The organism is Olivibacter sp. SDN3, from assembly GCF_014334135.1.
GTDB lineage: Bacteria > Bacteroidota > Bacteroidia > Sphingobacteriales > Sphingobacteriaceae > Olivibacter.
This window is the reverse complement of the sequence record NZ_CP060497.1, coordinates 5,670,258-5,686,032: the sequence shown is the minus strand read 5'-3', so window position 1 is coordinate 5,686,032 and position 15,775 is coordinate 5,670,258. Positions and strand designations below refer to the sequence as shown.

General features: G+C 42.1%; 22 protein-coding genes and 2 pseudogenes. 4 read left to right on the top strand and 20 right to left on the bottom strand.

Going from position 1 to position 15,775, the window contains the following annotated elements; all coding sequences use genetic code 11:
• Positions 1-18: 18 nt before the first annotated feature.
• From H8S90_RS23910 to H8S90_RS23870, 9 genes and pseudogenes are all read right to left on the bottom strand, one after another.
• On the bottom strand, positions 19-231 hold the full coding sequence (locus tag H8S90_RS23910; protein ID WP_187340281.1) for a hypothetical protein: 213 nt from the start codon (positions 229-231) through the stop codon (positions 19-21).
• Between the two features lie 14 nt (positions 232-245).
• The gene (gene traK / locus H8S90_RS23905) at positions 246-848 is read right to left on the bottom strand and encodes a conjugative transposon protein TraK (protein WP_187340280.1); all 603 of its coding nucleotides are present in this window, start codon (positions 846-848) and stop codon (positions 246-248) included.
• 22 nt (positions 849-870) lie between these two features.
• Complete coding sequence (locus tag H8S90_RS23900; protein ID WP_187340279.1) at positions 871-1,209, bottom strand: hypothetical protein; 339 nt, start codon at positions 1,207-1,209, stop codon at positions 871-873.
• A gap of 4 nt (positions 1,210-1,213) precedes the next feature.
• A complete protein-coding gene (locus tag H8S90_RS23895; RefSeq protein ID WP_187343173.1) occupies positions 1,214-3,100 on the bottom strand; it encodes a reverse transcriptase domain-containing protein in 1,887 nt (628 codons plus the stop codon).
• 542 nt (positions 3,101-3,642) lie between these two features.
• On the bottom strand, positions 3,643-4,581 hold the full coding sequence (gene traJ / locus H8S90_RS23890; RefSeq protein ID WP_305082282.1) for a conjugative transposon protein TraJ: 939 nt from the start codon (positions 4,579-4,581) through the stop codon (positions 3,643-3,645).
• A 5-nt stretch (positions 4,582-4,586) separates the two neighbouring features.
• Positions 4,587-5,243 carry a TerB family tellurite resistance protein gene (locus tag H8S90_RS23885; RefSeq protein ID WP_222852178.1) on the bottom strand — a complete coding sequence of 219 codons (657 nt, stop codon included), beginning with the start codon at positions 5,241-5,243 and terminating at the stop codon, positions 4,587-4,589.
• Positions 5,227-5,880: a hypothetical protein gene (locus H8S90_RS23880; protein ID WP_187340278.1), complete on the bottom strand. Its 654-nt coding sequence runs from the start codon at positions 5,878-5,880 to the stop codon at positions 5,227-5,229. Before H8S90_RS23880 ends, H8S90_RS23885 begins: the two co-directional genes overlap by 17 nt.
• A complete protein-coding gene (locus tag H8S90_RS23875) occupies positions 5,864-6,547 on the bottom strand; it encodes a conjugal transfer protein TraI (protein WP_255501720.1) in 684 nt (227 codons plus the stop codon). The genes H8S90_RS23880 and H8S90_RS23875 overlap by 17 nt, the downstream gene beginning before the upstream one ends.
• Positions 6,548-6,614: 67 nt before the next feature.
• Positions 6,615-7,697: pseudogene (locus H8S90_RS23870) on the bottom strand (TraG family conjugative transposon ATPase); the annotation flags it as partial.
• A gap of 59 nt (positions 7,698-7,756) precedes the next feature.
• Between H8S90_RS23870 and H8S90_RS23865 the strand changes: the two are divergent.
• From H8S90_RS23865 to H8S90_RS26295, 3 genes are read left to right on the top strand one after another with little or no spacing between them, the layout of a single operon-like run.
• Positions 7,757-8,056: a transposase gene (locus tag H8S90_RS23865; protein WP_187340262.1), complete on the top strand. Its 300-nt coding sequence runs from the start codon at positions 7,757-7,759 to the stop codon at positions 8,054-8,056.
• A 32-nt stretch (positions 8,057-8,088) separates the two neighbouring features.
• Positions 8,089-8,343 carry an IS3 family transposase gene (locus tag H8S90_RS23860; protein ID WP_187340276.1) on the top strand — a complete coding sequence of 85 codons (255 nt, stop codon included), beginning with the start codon at positions 8,089-8,091 and terminating at the stop codon, positions 8,341-8,343.
• Complete coding sequence (locus tag H8S90_RS26295; protein ID WP_187342824.1) at positions 8,340-8,918, top strand: IS3 family transposase; 579 nt, start codon at positions 8,340-8,342, stop codon at positions 8,916-8,918. Before H8S90_RS23860 ends, H8S90_RS26295 begins: the two co-directional genes overlap by 4 nt.
• A 34-nt stretch (positions 8,919-8,952) precedes the next feature.
• Here H8S90_RS26295 and H8S90_RS23855 read toward each other — a convergent pair.
• The 10 genes and pseudogenes from H8S90_RS23855 to H8S90_RS23810 form a co-directional block, all read right to left on the bottom strand.
• Positions 8,953-10,332: pseudogene (locus H8S90_RS23855) on the bottom strand (TraG family conjugative transposon ATPase); the annotation flags it as partial.
• A complete protein-coding gene (locus H8S90_RS23850; RefSeq protein ID WP_187340274.1) occupies positions 10,329-10,682 on the bottom strand; it encodes a DUF4133 domain-containing protein in 354 nt (117 codons plus the stop codon). The gene H8S90_RS23850 and the pseudogene H8S90_RS23855, both read right to left, overlap by 4 nt.
• Positions 10,683-10,695: 13 nt before the next feature.
• Positions 10,696-11,040 (bottom strand): DUF4134 domain-containing protein, encoded by a 345-nt coding sequence (locus H8S90_RS23845; RefSeq protein ID WP_187340273.1) that lies wholly within the window; start codon positions 11,038-11,040, stop codon positions 10,696-10,698.
• Between the two features lie 35 nt (positions 11,041-11,075).
• Positions 11,076-11,261 carry a hypothetical protein gene (locus H8S90_RS23840; protein WP_187340272.1) on the bottom strand — a complete coding sequence of 62 codons (186 nt, stop codon included), beginning with the start codon at positions 11,259-11,261 and terminating at the stop codon, positions 11,076-11,078.
• Between the two features lie 19 nt (positions 11,262-11,280).
• Positions 11,281-11,787, bottom strand: coding sequence for an IS3 family transposase (locus tag H8S90_RS23835; protein ID WP_255501966.1), 507 nt, complete (start codon positions 11,785-11,787; stop codon positions 11,281-11,283).
• Between the two features lie 38 nt (positions 11,788-11,825).
• Positions 11,826-12,110 carry an IS3 family transposase gene (locus H8S90_RS23830; protein WP_187340271.1) on the bottom strand — a complete coding sequence of 95 codons (285 nt, stop codon included), beginning with the start codon at positions 12,108-12,110 and terminating at the stop codon, positions 11,826-11,828.
• A 32-nt stretch (positions 12,111-12,142) separates the two neighbouring features.
• Entirely contained in the window at positions 12,143-12,442 is a 300-nt protein-coding gene (locus H8S90_RS23825; RefSeq protein ID WP_187340262.1) for a transposase, read from the bottom strand.
• Between the two features lie 23 nt (positions 12,443-12,465).
• Positions 12,466-12,855 (bottom strand): hypothetical protein, encoded by a 390-nt coding sequence (locus H8S90_RS23820; RefSeq protein WP_187340270.1) that lies wholly within the window; start codon positions 12,853-12,855, stop codon positions 12,466-12,468.
• 126 nt (positions 12,856-12,981) lie between these two features.
• Positions 12,982-13,845 carry an RteC domain-containing protein gene (locus H8S90_RS23815; protein WP_187340269.1) on the bottom strand — a complete coding sequence of 288 codons (864 nt, stop codon included), beginning with the start codon at positions 13,843-13,845 and terminating at the stop codon, positions 12,982-12,984.
• Between the two features lie 159 nt (positions 13,846-14,004).
• Positions 14,005-14,250: a helix-turn-helix domain-containing protein gene (locus H8S90_RS23810; RefSeq protein ID WP_255501719.1), complete on the bottom strand. Its 246-nt coding sequence runs from the start codon at positions 14,248-14,250 to the stop codon at positions 14,005-14,007.
• A gap of 88 nt (positions 14,251-14,338) precedes the next feature.
• Here H8S90_RS23810 and H8S90_RS23805 point away from each other — a divergent pair, with 88 nt between their 5' ends.
• A complete protein-coding gene (locus H8S90_RS23805; protein ID WP_187340267.1) occupies positions 14,339-14,578 on the top strand; it encodes a hypothetical protein in 240 nt (79 codons plus the stop codon).
• On the opposite strand, the gene H8S90_RS23800 is transcribed toward H8S90_RS23805, so the two are convergent.
• Complete coding sequence (locus H8S90_RS23800; protein ID WP_187340266.1) at positions 14,579-15,769, bottom strand: hypothetical protein; 1,191 nt, start codon at positions 15,767-15,769, stop codon at positions 14,579-14,581.
• Positions 15,770-15,775: the final 6 nt, after the last annotated feature.

Sequence of the window (15,775 nt, the reverse complement as noted above, 5' to 3'; positions counted from 1 at the left end):
GTCAGTGAATAATTGTTTTTAATTGAGTGCCTGCAAGAGCAGGTAAAAGCAATAAGCGCCAAAACATAGAAAAAGCAGTAAAAAAGATGCTATCACAAAACTGTAAGGAAGCTTGGTCGTTTTCCTATTGAGAAATCCTGCCACAGACTTCTGTAACCTGATTATCCTTCCCGCTATCCTATGAGCGGCCTCTTCATTGGGTTGTTGCTTTTTACCTGTTGATAATTTCATCGTATTTGATTTGGTTAATTGCTGTTTTCCAGTATTTCCCATGCCTGAATCAGAAAGCCGTGCGCATTGTCATCTGTTTGCATCTTTAAATCCCTCACATTTCCTTTAGTGACCAGACGTCTCGTGGCCGTGCTCGTTGAGCGTACAAGTTTCTGCGTGGCATAACAGACAAAGGCATAGGGATATTGGTTGATGTCCAGCACGGTACTATCCACTTCGATTTCCTGCGAAATATTGGCAGAGATAAGGTTACTGTAATAACCAGCCTCCTTTAGATTATCGAACTGTTTTTTTGCGGATTGGTCGGCAAGGTATAACGCTTTGGTAATACTGGCCTGTATAGCCTTATCATCCGGTGAAAGGTTAAAAAAATACTGGTGGAAAGTTTTGATGTGATCCTTTAGCTCAATGGATAGATTACTCTTTCTTTCAGAAGCCATTGCTTCCATTACCTTGCCGTTGTAAAGGATATATATTCGGTTCTGTGCCAAGTCCACGAAATGGTAGCTTTTGTAAATGCAGAAGCATACCGTGAGCAGATTAGCAACGATCAATAAAATACTGAATGTTTTGATATGCTTGAATGCAGTATCTATATTTCTAAATTGTGTAAACATAAATGTTGGTTTTAATTGTCGATCAATTCCCGCAAAGCTTATCATGCATATAACTTCCCGCACGTCCCATAGTCCTTCCTGCCGCACCGTGCAGACCCGCACCCTGATGTTCACCGGAATAACCTTCGCTGAAATTCTTGCTCGCTTGCAGGATATTGGCACCTCCCTGCATTGCCGTTGCTGCTCCGGCACCTGCCAATCCTCCCGCTGCGACTGCTGAAGTTGAGACTATGCTGGTTACTTTCTGCAAAAGGGCATTTGCTCCACCTGCCTGTACGATGTAGTTGGCTACATTGGGTACGGTAAAATATCCTACCGTGCCTATCAACAGAAGTAGGCTAAGCACCCGACGCCTTTCCATATTTCTATGGTAGGTTTTCAAATGCTCGCCCCCGAACCGGACTTACACCTCTCAGCGTATCCGGCTCTCCATTAATGGGTCGGTCTATCGAGCCTGCGTGTGTTTTTAGATGGCAACTTCTACAAAGTGCAATGGTTTTCCTACGTCTGGCAATCATCATTTTGTCGACATAACCTTTGCCGTCCAAGTCTTTGAGTTTCCTAACGTGATGCATATCCAAAGTCTCTGTTGCCCCGCATATCTCACATTTTTCAGCTTTGAGCCTATCAATAAGGCCAACTCTGTTACCGTGAATTACTGGGGTGCTGTCATCCAATTTCACATTCATTTCAGGCATTTTTCTTTTAAACCCTCCTTTGTAGAATGATTGGCTTCGTACACCACCTTTCTTGGTAGTATAACTAACTGTGAAGACACCATTTCGCTGATATTGGCGAAGTATCTTACGGACGGATGTTCTATATTTACAGGCAAAAGTCCTGTACATACTGTATTCCATAATGTACCCGTAAGCGTTTAGTATTGCACTGTTGTTTGCTACAGAAAAGTAATTGTAAAACCCTCTTAATGTATAATTGTACATCTGTAGGATTTCCAAATCATCATTGTGCATCATCTTTGAATGTTCTCTAGGTTTCCACCACTCTTTTCCGTTTACGTTATGTCGGATTTCGACAATGCCGAAATCGAGTAGCTTCTTCTTGATGATATCCATCGTAATGCATAGGCGTACCTTATTATTATACGTTCTGGTAAGCCTATTAAGAGAGTCCCGTCTTGGTAGGTCGGAATGGCGTACGGAAACTTCATACCCAAGGAATTTAGCTGGCTTTTCCGAATGGGTTATCAGGGTCTTTTCTTCTGATAGTTCTAGTTTCAGGTCGGCTTCAAGAAAGTTCTTGATGTCGTTCTTTACCTGTCTGCCATCTTCCTTGCTCCCGATTATCCCGATTAGAAAGTCATCCGCATACCTCACATATTTCAGTCTTTTGTACCCATCGTCCATTTCATCGCAACTTGGGAATGTTAATCTCTCTTTGTCAATAGCTTTGATTTGTTTTACAATTTCTCGGCGTTCGTTTTCATCTTTTACATTGTTGAGTTTTACTTGTGCATACCGCTTCTTATTTTCGAACAGATACCTCGTTTCGTGAGGTTTTCTTTTCGTTCCCTTGTTGAATTCTTCGGCATATTTCATCATATACCTGTCCAGTCTGTCCAGATAAATGTTTGCTAAGATTGGACTAACGATACCTCCCTGCGGTGTTCCGCTGTAGGAGTTGTGGAAAGTCCAGTCTTCAACGTAGCCTGCTTTCAGGAACTTCCATATCAATCTCAGGAAACGGTCATCGGAGATGCGTTCTTTGAGGATATTAATCAGTATCTGATGTTCAATCCTATCAAAGAAACCTTTGATATCACCTTCCACGAACCATTTTGCTCCTGTGAATGTCTTTTTGATTTTTACCAGTGCGGTGTGGCAACTGCGATTGGGTCTGAAGCCGTGCGAACAGTCCAAAAACTGTCCTTCATAGATGGCTTCGAGTACCATTCGGGTCACCTCTTGCACCAATTTGTCGTCAAAAGACGGAATTCCTAGAGGGCGTATTTTTCCATCTTTTTTAGGGATGTAAACTCGCCTTGCAGGTTGGGGCTTATAGGTTTCTGTTCGAAGCAAGTCTATTAGTTTAGAGATGCGTTTTAAACTCATACCGTCTATTGTTTTCCCATCGGAACCTGTTGTCATATTACCCTCCTTTGCATAAATGCGCTGGTAGGCAGTATAGAACATTTCCTCGTTGAACAAAAGCCTGTATAGCCTTTCGTACCTGTAGTCTAATTGCGGACTATGCTTTGATAGACCGTTTAATACGTTTGCAGAATTTCTCATAATGTCTCTCACATTGTTCTTTAATTGTATTAAAACCATTAACTGCTTCCCTTCGCCATGTACAAGGCTTTCCCTTGCTCGGACTACTACGGAAGCTCCGTTACCATATCGGATATTCAAAAGCCTAAAGCTCTATAGCCGCGCCAGCGGCATTCCGACTTAGGTAATCCCCGTTTAGCTACATAGTAACTTGGCTCGATAGATTGTCGGATATGGTTTCCGTCTTTTACCACTTACTGTGGTTGCGCTACGATTTATTCCTGCTCCATCTACTGATCTTCGTTAGTGGAGAATCGTAATTTGACGAGTTATAGCTACCTTACGTCAAAGTCCCTACGCCGACCGCTTAGACTGCCATTCAATCAATTCGGACTTTATCCTTATATCTATCATTTCATCTTGCCATTCAGTAGCAGAATAGTAACTTTCTGACTTACGGCGTTTCCAACATGCTACACTCCCTGTCCAGTTTCCCTTTCAGATAAGTTGGATGATGATAGGCTATTGGAATCAAGCCTGGTGTCTTGCCAAAGACACATTTACTATTTAGCCTTTACGGGCGCACAAATAAGGTAAGCGGTATCGTAGGTACTGAAAAAGGTATCTCCGGACTGTCCGATCTGATTGATGTCTATTTTGAGCATGTTTTCCTGGATTTTGGCCAAGATGCTTCCAAAAACGTTGCTAACTGGAAGCCATAGAAAAACATTGATATACCTCGCCATCCATTGGATAAGCGATTGCTGGAATCCGTCGAAAACTGCTAGCCCGAATACGATCGGGCCAAGAATGGATAGTACGATCAGGTAGAAAGTCCTGATAGTGTTGATACAAAGTGAGGCAGCGGCAAAGATAAGCTGCAACACTTCCGACATCCACATTTTGATGCTGTTGCGGAAATTATAGGATTGTTTCTCCATCCAAAACTGGATGTCATGGCCTAATCCGGCAAGCAGCTTGTCTCCTGAGCCTTTTTTGTCTTCGGGATATCGGTATTTGTACCATTCCGAACGGTTCCCGCTGCCATCTTCCCCGACAAATATGTTATACATGTCTGAATTTTTTACCGCTTCTTCCTTCTGTTTCAGTAGGACGGCTATGGCATTGTTGCTATCTTCTACCATTGAGGCAGTAGCGGAAACGGTGGGCTGTAGTACCCCGTTCATCAGGTCGATCACGGAATTAAAGAATATAATAGCGAGCCCGATTGCGAATGGACGGAGTAGCGGATAGAAGTCTACGGGTTCGGCGGATGCGATCTGCCGCCAAACACGGCTGGCAATATACCAGAGGGCGCCAAAACCCGCTATGGCACGGGCTACATCAATGAGACGTCCGCTAAGCGGCTGCATGTCGTCCCGCACGCTGTCCAGTACGGGCTGCATTCCGTTAAGTGTCTCGGAAATGTCCGCATGGGAAACGAGCGGAACGGCCAGCGTGGCTGCCGCCAATAGAACGACTGGAAAAATAGTTGTTTTCATAAGATTCAGTTTATGTTGAAGTATTGTTTGACGGTATTGATTCCTTTTGATTCCCTTTGTCTCTGCAATAACAGTACATCTGCTTTTTCATTGAAATTCCTGACAAAAAGCAACTTGTCCTGCATATCTGCGTAAATTCTGTCAATGGCCTTTAAACGTTCTTCATCACTCATCCTTAACTTGGACGAAGTGATTACTGTCAGTAGGTCATCGAGGTTATCTAGGCTCTGTGCGGATAGTTTTCCGTAAACTCTGCTTATATATTCCATTTCGCCTGTATTGAATAGACCCACACTCCTGTAATGGGCAAAGGCCGACTTGTATTCTGAAATAATCCTGTTCTGATAGGTAATAATATCAGCGATCCGGCCATACTTCCTGACTTCGGGACTGACTAGCATCAGACCGTCCATAAAAACTTCATGCAACGAAAAATTACCCTCTGCTATGTTTTTTATCGTACCGTAACCATTGCTCACGATGGTATAGCCTTTCTTCATCTCATTAAGTATATTCTTGAACTGGTTCAATTTTTCGGCATTGAGCAGTAATTGCTGGATTTCTGTTGATTGGGCCGATACCTGTATGGGCAATGCCACAAAATAGAAGTATAGGCATATGGCAAATAGCAGATACCAGCCCCTGTTAATATTTCGTTTCATAGATATCTTGGATTTGGTTAACTGATTTTAGTTCTCCCTTTTTCTGTCCAATGAGGCTATTTACTTCACTGGCAAAGTATTGGGTAAAGGCCGATCTGTCCCGCATGGACATATAGATTTTATCCAATCTTTTCAGACGTTGGTCTTCGGTCATTTCAACTTTACCGGAAGTAACGACCAATAACAGTTCCTCCATGTCTTTGCCGCAATCCTCCATTACCTTGCTGTTTACCGCATTGATATATTCCTTATGGGGTATAGTTAGGAGCGCTTCGCCATCTTTTTCAAGCGCATTGAACAAATTGCTTATTGCCAATTGGAAGCCTATGATTTCTGCTACCTTTACATGGTTCCGGATCTGTGGGCTTACCTTTTTCAGTGAAGAGATAAAGGAATTATGTAGGTTAAATTCGCCATTTGTAAATCCCCTGACGGTTTCCAGTCCCGAACTTGCGATGTTATAACCTTCCCTCACATAACCTGTATAGACCTGTAAGGCCGCAATCTGACTCAACAGGTATTTTCTCTGCGTTTTCTTCTGACTGAAAAATTCCGCAAAACTCTGTGCATATGCTCCACTGGCGGTGAACAGGGAAAACATGACAAACACCCATAACAGGCTAATTCTCGATTCCATAAATTTCTTTTAAAGTAACCGCCTCATCTATTGACTGTGCCCTTTGGATGCTTAGCTGGATGTTCTCGTGATTGAATTTTTTCAGGTCGGTAACATTGCCGTCTATCCTGTCTGCCGCATTATTGATCATTTCCAATCGTGCCGCATCCGACATCTGTGTTTTGAAGCTGCCTACTACCAGCAAAAGTTCATCGGCATTCTTTAGGCTTTCCTCCAATATGCCTTTGTAGACCTTTTCCATAAAATCCAGTTCTTCAATGGTAAAATGTTTGTCCTTTTTGAATAGGTTCCATGCCCATTTGTATTCGTCTACCAACTCGATTTGCTTAGTGGTGAGTTCCTTCATACGCCTGTAATAGGTGATAGCCGATTTGATCTCCCACAATTCCTGATAGTATTTGCTGTAAAGCTCTTTCTGTTTTTCTGTCCAATCTGCTATTTCTCCCAGTTTGAGTTTCGACAATTGGTTTTCAAGGGTTTTCTGCGCGTTCTGCAACCATATCGTCTCATTCTGTAGCCTTTGGACTCTTAAGTCAACCGCCTTAATGACCCTTTTCACTCCGGTTCGTATCACTTCCGCTATGGCGATCTGTGCGCTGGCTCCTGTGGGAAGGCCGACAAACAACGTTGTGGCACTTATCGGGAGTATAATCATGTATTTTTTCATAACCTTTTTTATTTTGTTGATCGTTCGGGTTATTCCTCTTATCATTTTCATGGCCTTTAAAGATCTGTTATGATTGGTTTTTCTGTTCTTGGGCAAGCATCTCAATTCCCTTTTGCATGCTGCCGTACCGCATGGCATATTCCTGTACCATTAATTTTTCACTCGCTTCTGTCGTATAGGTCAGGTATTCCTTCGGACTTACTTCCGTGCGGTAAACCTTACTGTGGTGACCGCCCAGCGATATGAAGACCTCTTTATATTTCAGGTTGGGATCATTTGCCTTGTTTATGGAAAGCACAAGGTCTTTCTCTTTGTCTGTTAATCCCAATAAATCCTGTACCTGGTCGAATTTGTTCTGATATTTGGACTGATCCAGTAGTATCTTGGTATCGCTGTTGTTGATAATGGCATTTTTAACGATGGGCGAGGATATAATATCGTCTAACTCCTGCGTCACGACAATGGGTTCTCCGTAAAACTTTCTCATAGTTTTCCAGAGATAACGGACGTGTTCGGCCATAGATTCCTTTGCGATTGCTTTCCATGCCTCTTCCAATAGCACCACTTTTCTTATTCCCGGAAGTTTCCGCATTTTGGAAATGATCATTTCCATCGTGACCAACGTAATGACGGGAAAAAGAATTGGATGGTCTTTCACTGCGTCCAGTTCCAGTATTATGAAGCGCTGGTTCAACAGATCAAGATGCTCACTACCGTTCAGCAGATAGTCATACTCGCCATCTTTGTAATAAGATTTAAGGACGTACAGAAAACTCCCGATATCGAAATCCTTTTCTTTAACTTCCGCACTTTTCAAAACATCCCGGTACTCGGATAACAGAAACTCATAAAAGGAATTGAAGCAGGGAAATACATCAGTGTTTTTATCAAGGTATCTGTAATACAGGGTCAGGGCATTGGAAACGGCTATGTATTCTGAACGTTTATAAGGCTCATCATCCTTTTTCCATAGGGTAAGAAGCAGCGTTTTGATGCTTTCTTTTTTTTCGGTATCCAGTGTATCGCCTTGAGCAAGATAGAAAGGATTGAAACGAATAGGGTTTTCGTCTGAATAAGTGAAATAATATCCTCCAACCAGCTCGCACAGACCTTTGTAAGAGTGCCCGATATCGACAATAATTATATGGGCACTGGAGTTGCTACCTTTAAAGCGAGACAGATTTAGATAGTAATTTTAAATTTGTAGAAATGCATAGAAAATTTGATGATTCGTTTAAGACCATGGCGGTCGATTTGAGCGTTGTTAAGGGGTCTGTAGCCGATGTAGCTAAGGAATTAGACATAGACCCCAGTTTGCTCAGTAAGTGGCGTAGAAACCCACGTTATAATGGGAATAAAGTTTTACCTGACAATCCTAAAATTAGCCCAGAGGAACAGGAGTTGAGAATTTTGCGTAAAAAATTAAGAGAAACAGAATTAGAGCGTGATATATTAAAAAAGGCCATAGCCATCTTCTCCAGGGGAGACGGTCCATATACCGGTTCATAAAGGCGAACCGAGAGGTATATTCCGTAGAGAAGATGTGCGAAGTATTGAACGTTAGTAGCAGTTGTTTTTATCGTTGGCTGATTTCTCCGGAGTCCCCTAGTGAACAGCGAAGTAAAGCACTTCTGGATAAAATACAGCAGGTACACAGTGACAGTAAGTATATCTATGGTAGTCCAAGGATAACTGCAGAGCTGCATAAAAAAGGTGAAATGGTATCAAGAAGCTATGTTGCAAGGTTGATGAAGAAACATGGGATACGAAGTAAGGTCAAAAAAAATATAGGGTGACCACAGATTCGAGCCATAGCTATGGGATAGCTGAAAATCTCCTCCAAAGAGATTTTTCAGCGGATGCCCTGTCACAGAAATGGGTTGGCGACATTACCTATATCCATACTGACAAAGGGTGGCTTTATCTAACAACAGTCATTGATCTGGCGGACAGAAAAGTCATCGGATGGTCTTTGAGTACTGATATGACCGCTAAAAACACTTCTGTAGAAGCCATCAGGATGGCTATTAAAAACCGGCGTGTCAAAGATGGACTGATCTTCCATTCGGATAGAGGGATCCAATATGCCTGCGATGAATTCAGGGAGGTAATTGTAGAAAACAGGATACTTCAAAGCATGAGCAGAAAAGCGAATTGCTGGGACAATTCAGTTGCTGAGAGCTTTTTCAAGACATTAAAGGCTGAAATGGTCTATCATAGAAAATTCATGGATCAGCAGTCAGCTAAATTGGAGATCTTTGGATACATTGAAGGATTTTATAACACCAAAAGAACACATTCTGCTCTGGGTTATAAGACACCCAGACAGATCGAAGAAATGCTATTGGAAAAAGAAAAAATGGCAGCATAAAAAAGTCTCCTATTTTTAGTTGCAATTCCACACCCTGTTCATAATAGGAACGCATTAAATGGTTGGTAAGGAAAGATTTTCCACTTCCGCTGGGCCCACAGATGAATTTCGATCTGTTCGTTATCCATCCTCGCCTCATGGGTTCGTCACTGATATCTACATGCACCGGCCTTCCGCTTAAACGATCGCCCAACCGGATACCGAAAGGACTGATGCTGTCCCTGTAACTGGTTTCCAGATTGAAAAAGCAAGTGGCCTGTTCCGCAAACGTATCCCAAGTATCGTTGATGGGAAAGTCTGCCCCCGCACCCGGCATACCTGCATACCAGATTTGTGCCATACCGTCCGTTTCCTGCTTGGCAACACAGTCCATCTGCGCCATTGCCGATCCTACAAGGTTTTTGATCTCCCTGCTTTTAACCGTGTCTTCCGACCATGCCAACACATTGAAATGTGCCTTTAGCGGTGTGCGCTGTTGTGATATGGCTTCATTGAGAAAATCGTTTACGGCATCCTTTGCTATGGCATTTTCCCTACTGTAGAGAGAAAGTGATTGCAGTCGGAGTTTTTTGGATTCCAGTTCCTTGATTGTCCGTTGTCCATCTTCAATAATCACATATTGGTTATAGATGTGGTTGCAATTGAGAAGTTGTCCCAGCGGACTGGCAAACCCTACACTGAATTTGCTACGGTCTGTACTGTATTTCTCATAATTTATCCTGCTGCCGCACATGGCCGGAAGGTTTTCCGGATCGGCCAACGTGTACATTTCACAATGTTTATCGCCAATTTCCAGTCCATTTTGTAGATTAATATCCCTGATCATGGGCTGCTCTCCTTTGGTAAGGAGAAAGCAATAACGTTCTATGATACCTGCCGTCACAGATGTTCCCGCAAGCTCGTCATTTCCCATCCGTTTCAGATCAACGAAACCGCTATCTTTCAGGATACTTTCAAACTGCCCAGCACTGCCTGTAAAATTTCTGAACAGCCTTTCATCGATGGTCTGTGCGGGAACAAGTGATCTTCGCAAAATGTTGCTGTAGGCAGATGTGGACGTCTTTCTATCTTTCGGCTTTTTGGTAATAAAAAGATAACACTTGTGATCCAAATATGGCCGCTCATTGAAAAACTGCTCGCTCGATCTCGCTAGGAACTTGTTTTCCGTTTTTTCAAAGCTGGCCTTATAGGCTGTCTGTATATACCAATCCTGTTTATGCAGTACGGTATGGTTTTGTAATACCTTAATGGCTTTTATCCAAGCCTGATGGTATGCATCATAGTCCCTTTGCGAAAGCGTAAATATTTCGGGAAGTTCCAGTTCATAGGCAAGGGTAATATCCCCTTGCCTGCTTAAGATGCAGTTGCGTTCGACTTTGTAAATGGGTAATATATCGGTTGCTTCGGCTATCATCTTTTTTTGATTTGAGGGTTAATGGAATGTGTTGTGGCATTGAGCGAGGTGAATAGATTCCGTGAACGGAACCGTATCGAGGAGGGCAATCTTCTTTTAGCGAGGAACTTCATCAAACCATCTGTACCGAAGCGGTCACTTAGGTGAAAAATGAGAAAAAAAAGTCCTGTACCTAGCAAAAGGATAAGCGGAAGTACAATGAATACGCTTATGCCTATCACATAAAGTATAGCGAAAAGTATAAGGAGCGCTACCAGCCCGACAGCGAGATAGGCAATATACTGTGCCTTCAATCCCTTGAATACGATCGGTTGCGATACACCTTTATTGATAGAATAGATGCTGCTCATGGTCCCGATCCTCCTAAACGCCAAAAAACGATTGCAGCACGGTGGCCACAATAACCAGAAAAATACAGCTTCCAAACCAACTGGCGGCTACTTTATTGGTGTCCGGTTCTCCGGCGTTCCACTTATTAAAAACCTTGATGGCACCTATGATTCCGACCACAGCGCCAATGGCATACATTAAATTGCAGCCTAGACCAAAATAGCCCCGTATTTGATCGGTTGCTGCCTGTATACCCGCATCTCCATCCTGTGCGAAGAGCTTTAAGGAGATAAGAAAATTATAGGAAGCGAAAACAAAGCTGTAAAGGAGCGCTTTGGCAAAAGCCTGTTTTTTTGGATTGATATGTGATCTGTTCATGTTTTGCGGATTTTAATAGTTTGCTGAAATAGGTCTTATTTCCATATACTTTCGAGTTCTCCGGCAGAGAGCGTATAGGGCACCTGTTTGACAATAAACTCGTTGATGGATTCCTGATTGGTAGCTGTACGTATTTCTTTCAGAGCGGGCTTAAAATTTTCCAAAAGATCAAGGAAATCTGCTTTTGTACCTTCTTCGTCTCTAAGGATCTGGAATTGCAACTAAAAATAGGAGACTTTTTTATGCTGCCATTTTTTCTTTTTCCAATAGCATTTCTTCGATCTGTCTGGGTGTCTTATAACCCAGAGCAGAATGTGTTCTTTTGGTGTTATAAAATCCTTCAATGTATCCAAAGATCTCCAATTTAGCTGACTGCTGATCCATGAATTTTCTATGATAGACCATTTCAGCCTTTAATGTCTTGAAAAAGCTCTCAGCAACTGAATTGTCCCAGCAATTCGCTTTTCTGCTCATGCTTTGAAGTATCCTGTTTTCTACAATTACCTCCCTGAATTCATCGCAGGCATATTGGATCCCTCTATCCGAATGGAAGATCAGTCCATCTTTGACACGCCGGTTTTTAATAGCCATCCTGATGGCTTCTACAGAAGTGTTTTTAGCGGTCATATCAGTACTCAAAGACCATCCGATGACTTTTCTGTCCGCCAGATCAATGACTGTTGTTAGATAAAGCCACCCTTTGTCAGTATGGATATAGGTAATGTCGCCAACCCATTTCTGTGACAGGGCATCCGCTGAAAAATCTCTTTGGAGGAGATTTTCAGCTATCCCATACTATGGCTCGAATCTGTGGTCACCCTATATTTTTTCTTGACCTTACTTCGTATCCCATGTTTCTTCATCAACCTTGCAACATAGCTTCTTGATACCATTTCACCTTTTTTATGCAGCTCTGCAGTTATCCTTGGACTACCATAGATATACTTACTGTCACTGTGTACCTGCTGTATTTTATCCAGAAGTGCTTTACTTCGCTGTTCACTAGGGGACTCCGGAGAAATCAGCCAACGATAAAAACAACTGCTACTAACGTTCAATACTTCGCACATCTTCTCTACGGAATATACCTCTCGGTTCGCCTTTATGAACCGGTATATGGACCGTCTCCCCTGGAGAAGATGGCTATGGCCTTTTTTAATATATCACGCTCTAATTCTGTTTCTCTTAATTTTTTACGCAAAATTCTCAACTCCTGTTCCTCTGGGCTAATTTTAGGATTGTCAGGTAAAACTTTATTCCCATTATAACGTGGGTTTCTACGCCACTTACTGAGCAAACTGGGGTCTATGTCTAATTCCTTAGCTACATCGGCTACAGACCCCTTAACAACGCTCAAATCGACCGCCATGGTCTTAAACGAATCATCAAATTTTCTATGCATTTCTACAAATTTAAAATTACTATCTAAATCTGTCTCGCTTTAAAGGTAGCAACTCCAATCTGGAAAACCTGTTTCATCTCTTCCAATAGGTCGGGAATATTGCCAAACTGTCTATCCTTATCGTCATCTTTGCCCTTAAACCTTAGCTCATCCATTCCCATAATGCTAATTCCTTCGGGAAGTTTAGCCTTACCCATCAGGTCTTGCTCTAGGTTTCCATTCTCCTCCGGAAGAACAGCCTCCTCCGTTTGGTTAGGCGGTGGTTCTGCGTTCCGTTCAGCGATGTTCTTTTTACCTGTCAGGAAATTTTTCAGTTCTTTTCTGTAAAGGAGAAGCATTACAGCCACATACCATAAAAATGTGAGTAGCGTTGCGGCAAGTAGGAACTGTTGCCATGTGATGTGTTTTAACATAAAACTTTGCTTTATCACTGCACGACATTGTGCAGTGTTTACGAAAGCAAAGTTTCAAAGAGTGCGTTTTTTTGTTTGACAACCAATTGGGTACTACCTGAAAATAAAAGTGTAAGCACCTGTTTTTTAGTCATTTCTATTTTGGGTATCAGGGCGGTATTCGTCTTCATCGTCCAGCTTTTTCACAATCGCTTTACTCATTTCGTCCATGAACTTTGTACGGCTTAGCCTTTTGCGCTGTTTGATTTCGGCAAATCTCCTGTACGGACGGCCTATTTTTACGTTGAACACTGTTTCCAGTTTACGTACGATTTTGCCGATCCCTGCCTGCCCATTGTTGATCTGCCCTGTACAGTACCACCCATAGGCCGTTTCAAGCAAGTTGATGCTTTCCCCTGTCCAGGTTATATCGGCAGCGGTTTCTGTTTCCATGTTTCCATCTTTTTCCGAAACAAGCATTTGGAGATAGCGGATCAGGTGCTCATTGGAGATTATCTTGGCTATGAGGTAATCCGCTGGGGTGGAGAAACGTTCGTCATGGTCAACCCTTGCGGGGCATAACCATGATGGCGGTTCATTAACATAACGCATGAACAGCAATCTGTCCAAATGGTCAGCGCCCGAACGGTAATAGGTGTATAGTTCACGATTGTCCGTGTAAAACTTCTCTATCCCTTTAAGGCCATAGCGGTAGTACTTTTTGATTTGTTCTGCTGTGGTTTCGGGCTTGGTGAGTTCCATTCTCTGCCTTACCAAAAGGTAAAGCATATGGCTTACAAACAGCGGCTTTTTTGTCTTGAAGAAGGTTATTTCCTCCTGCTCGTCCTTGAATGATTGGGCTATCGCTTTGTCTTTCAGTTTAATCAGGTAGGATCGAGCTACCTTAAGTTTTTTTGAAATTTCCAGTTTACTGGTTATTGGCTCCTGTTCGATCAATTCGAGTTCTTCAAAAAGCTCCCGATAGAGATCATCTGCAAATTCGAGTATCATAAGCAACGTTTTTTGGTACGTTACAAATACACATATTTTGAGGTTGGGAATAAAGTGGTGAAGGTGGTTGACAAAAAGCTACCCGTGCCATTACGTGGTGTTTTTCTAGCTTTTGGTTACATCTTGGGTGGTGAAAAAATGAGAAAAAGTGAGAAAAAATCAATCAAACCCTTCGCTGAAAAACTCTTTGAGGCTAACATTGAGTGCTTTCAGAACTTTCAAAAGGCTTTTATACTGTAGATTTTCGCCTGCCTCATAGCGACCGTACTGGGAGCGTGCTAGATCTTTCGCATTGGCAAATTTTTCATAATTGGCGTACCCCGCTTCAATGCGAAGTTTCTTTATCCTTTCTCCCAATTTTCTTAAATCTTCATCTTCTGATGGTAATATTTCTTTTTGCGACATGTAAACAAAATAAACCATAAGCATATTTATATGTTACCATTAGTAAGTTCCCCTTAATAAGTGGCAAATATTTTCTATATTTATGCAAATGAAGAAGTTGTCTGAACAGGAAAATATTACAGGTTTGGAAACCGTTCCTTTAAACCAGCATCCCTTAAGCAACGGTTTTATTAAAGTGTGCGATAAAATCGGATGGCTGACAATGGAAGATATTTTCAATGCCGGACTAAAAAAGGTTGCAGGGCATCCGAAGATCAATGATGAATGGTTTGATGAACTGTTGGTTTACCTGAAAAAGCTAGGGATGCTTTACAGAATGAATCCCTGATCAGGGATACTTGGAATTAATATAGGCAAGCATAGACGTTAAAGTCTGTTTTACTTTATTGATTACATTCTGAGAAGGGACCGTGTCTTTGCTCAATAGACTATGTAGTGATAAGTGCTCCCTATTTGGCGTTCCGATAAATTCGGCAATAAAAGCGAGCAACATCTTCTTGGTGCCAACGACCAATATTTTCATTTCCAAGAGTACACGGAAGAAGAAAAGAAGCTGTCTTTCTGTAAGGGAAACCTGAAAATGATATCGGCCTGTACCCGCATCTATTGCCCCTACCGGAAATTTAGACCACAATTTCCTCCGTTTGCCAAGCTCTTTACGCCTACGTTTGGTATACTTTAAAAGCTGTGCTTTGATGGGAGGTATCAGGTTGTCGGCAGCCTGCATTTTTGTCTCAGGTATCAGGTATAGCTGGTTCTGGTATAATAACCATTGTTCTTCCTTTTTATACTCATCATCTAAATTTTCAATAGCCTTCGACATTTTCTCTTTAAGAAAATGACAGAAGGGGGTATAGTTGAAATTAAGCGATACAAGCTGTTCAATAAGCTCCTGTTCGTAGCGTCCCGAATAGGCAAGATAAGAGAGGCGTGCAGGAAATTCCGTGGTAAGTTTAAGGGCGTAATGCCAATGATACCACCTGAAATAATGGATCATGGTATTATCTGAAAATCCGGAAAAATAGTTTTCCAGTATGGTAATCAGGTTCCTATCGACACGGTTTTCCCGCATATTTTCCATTAATGCCTGTAAATTGTTTAGAAGGGTTTTCGACCTGAAATAAGGAATAAAGGAGGGTATTGGGCTATACATCAGAAAATAATCGGGGTAGTACTGAAAAAGTCCTTCCAGAAAATGTATCCCCTGGTTCAGTGCGTAGTAATAGACAGCTACTCTATAGTTATCCTGATAGCTGATTTTTTTCCTTTTTGACTTTTCCCGTTCAAGTTTGTTCCACCATTCCCGCAATATACCTGTTGTACGTAATTGGTACTTGCCGATCAATGTATGCCCACTGAACGGCTCGTGGAGAATCGTGTTTGCAATAGTTGTTTCCAGACAGGAGAAATATTGTTTTAATGCCTCTTTATAGGATGTAAAATTTTCTGATACCAACATTTCGTCAATAAGCTGGTGAAGGTCATCGGGGCAGGCAATCCGGTTCGATCTGGCATACATCTATGT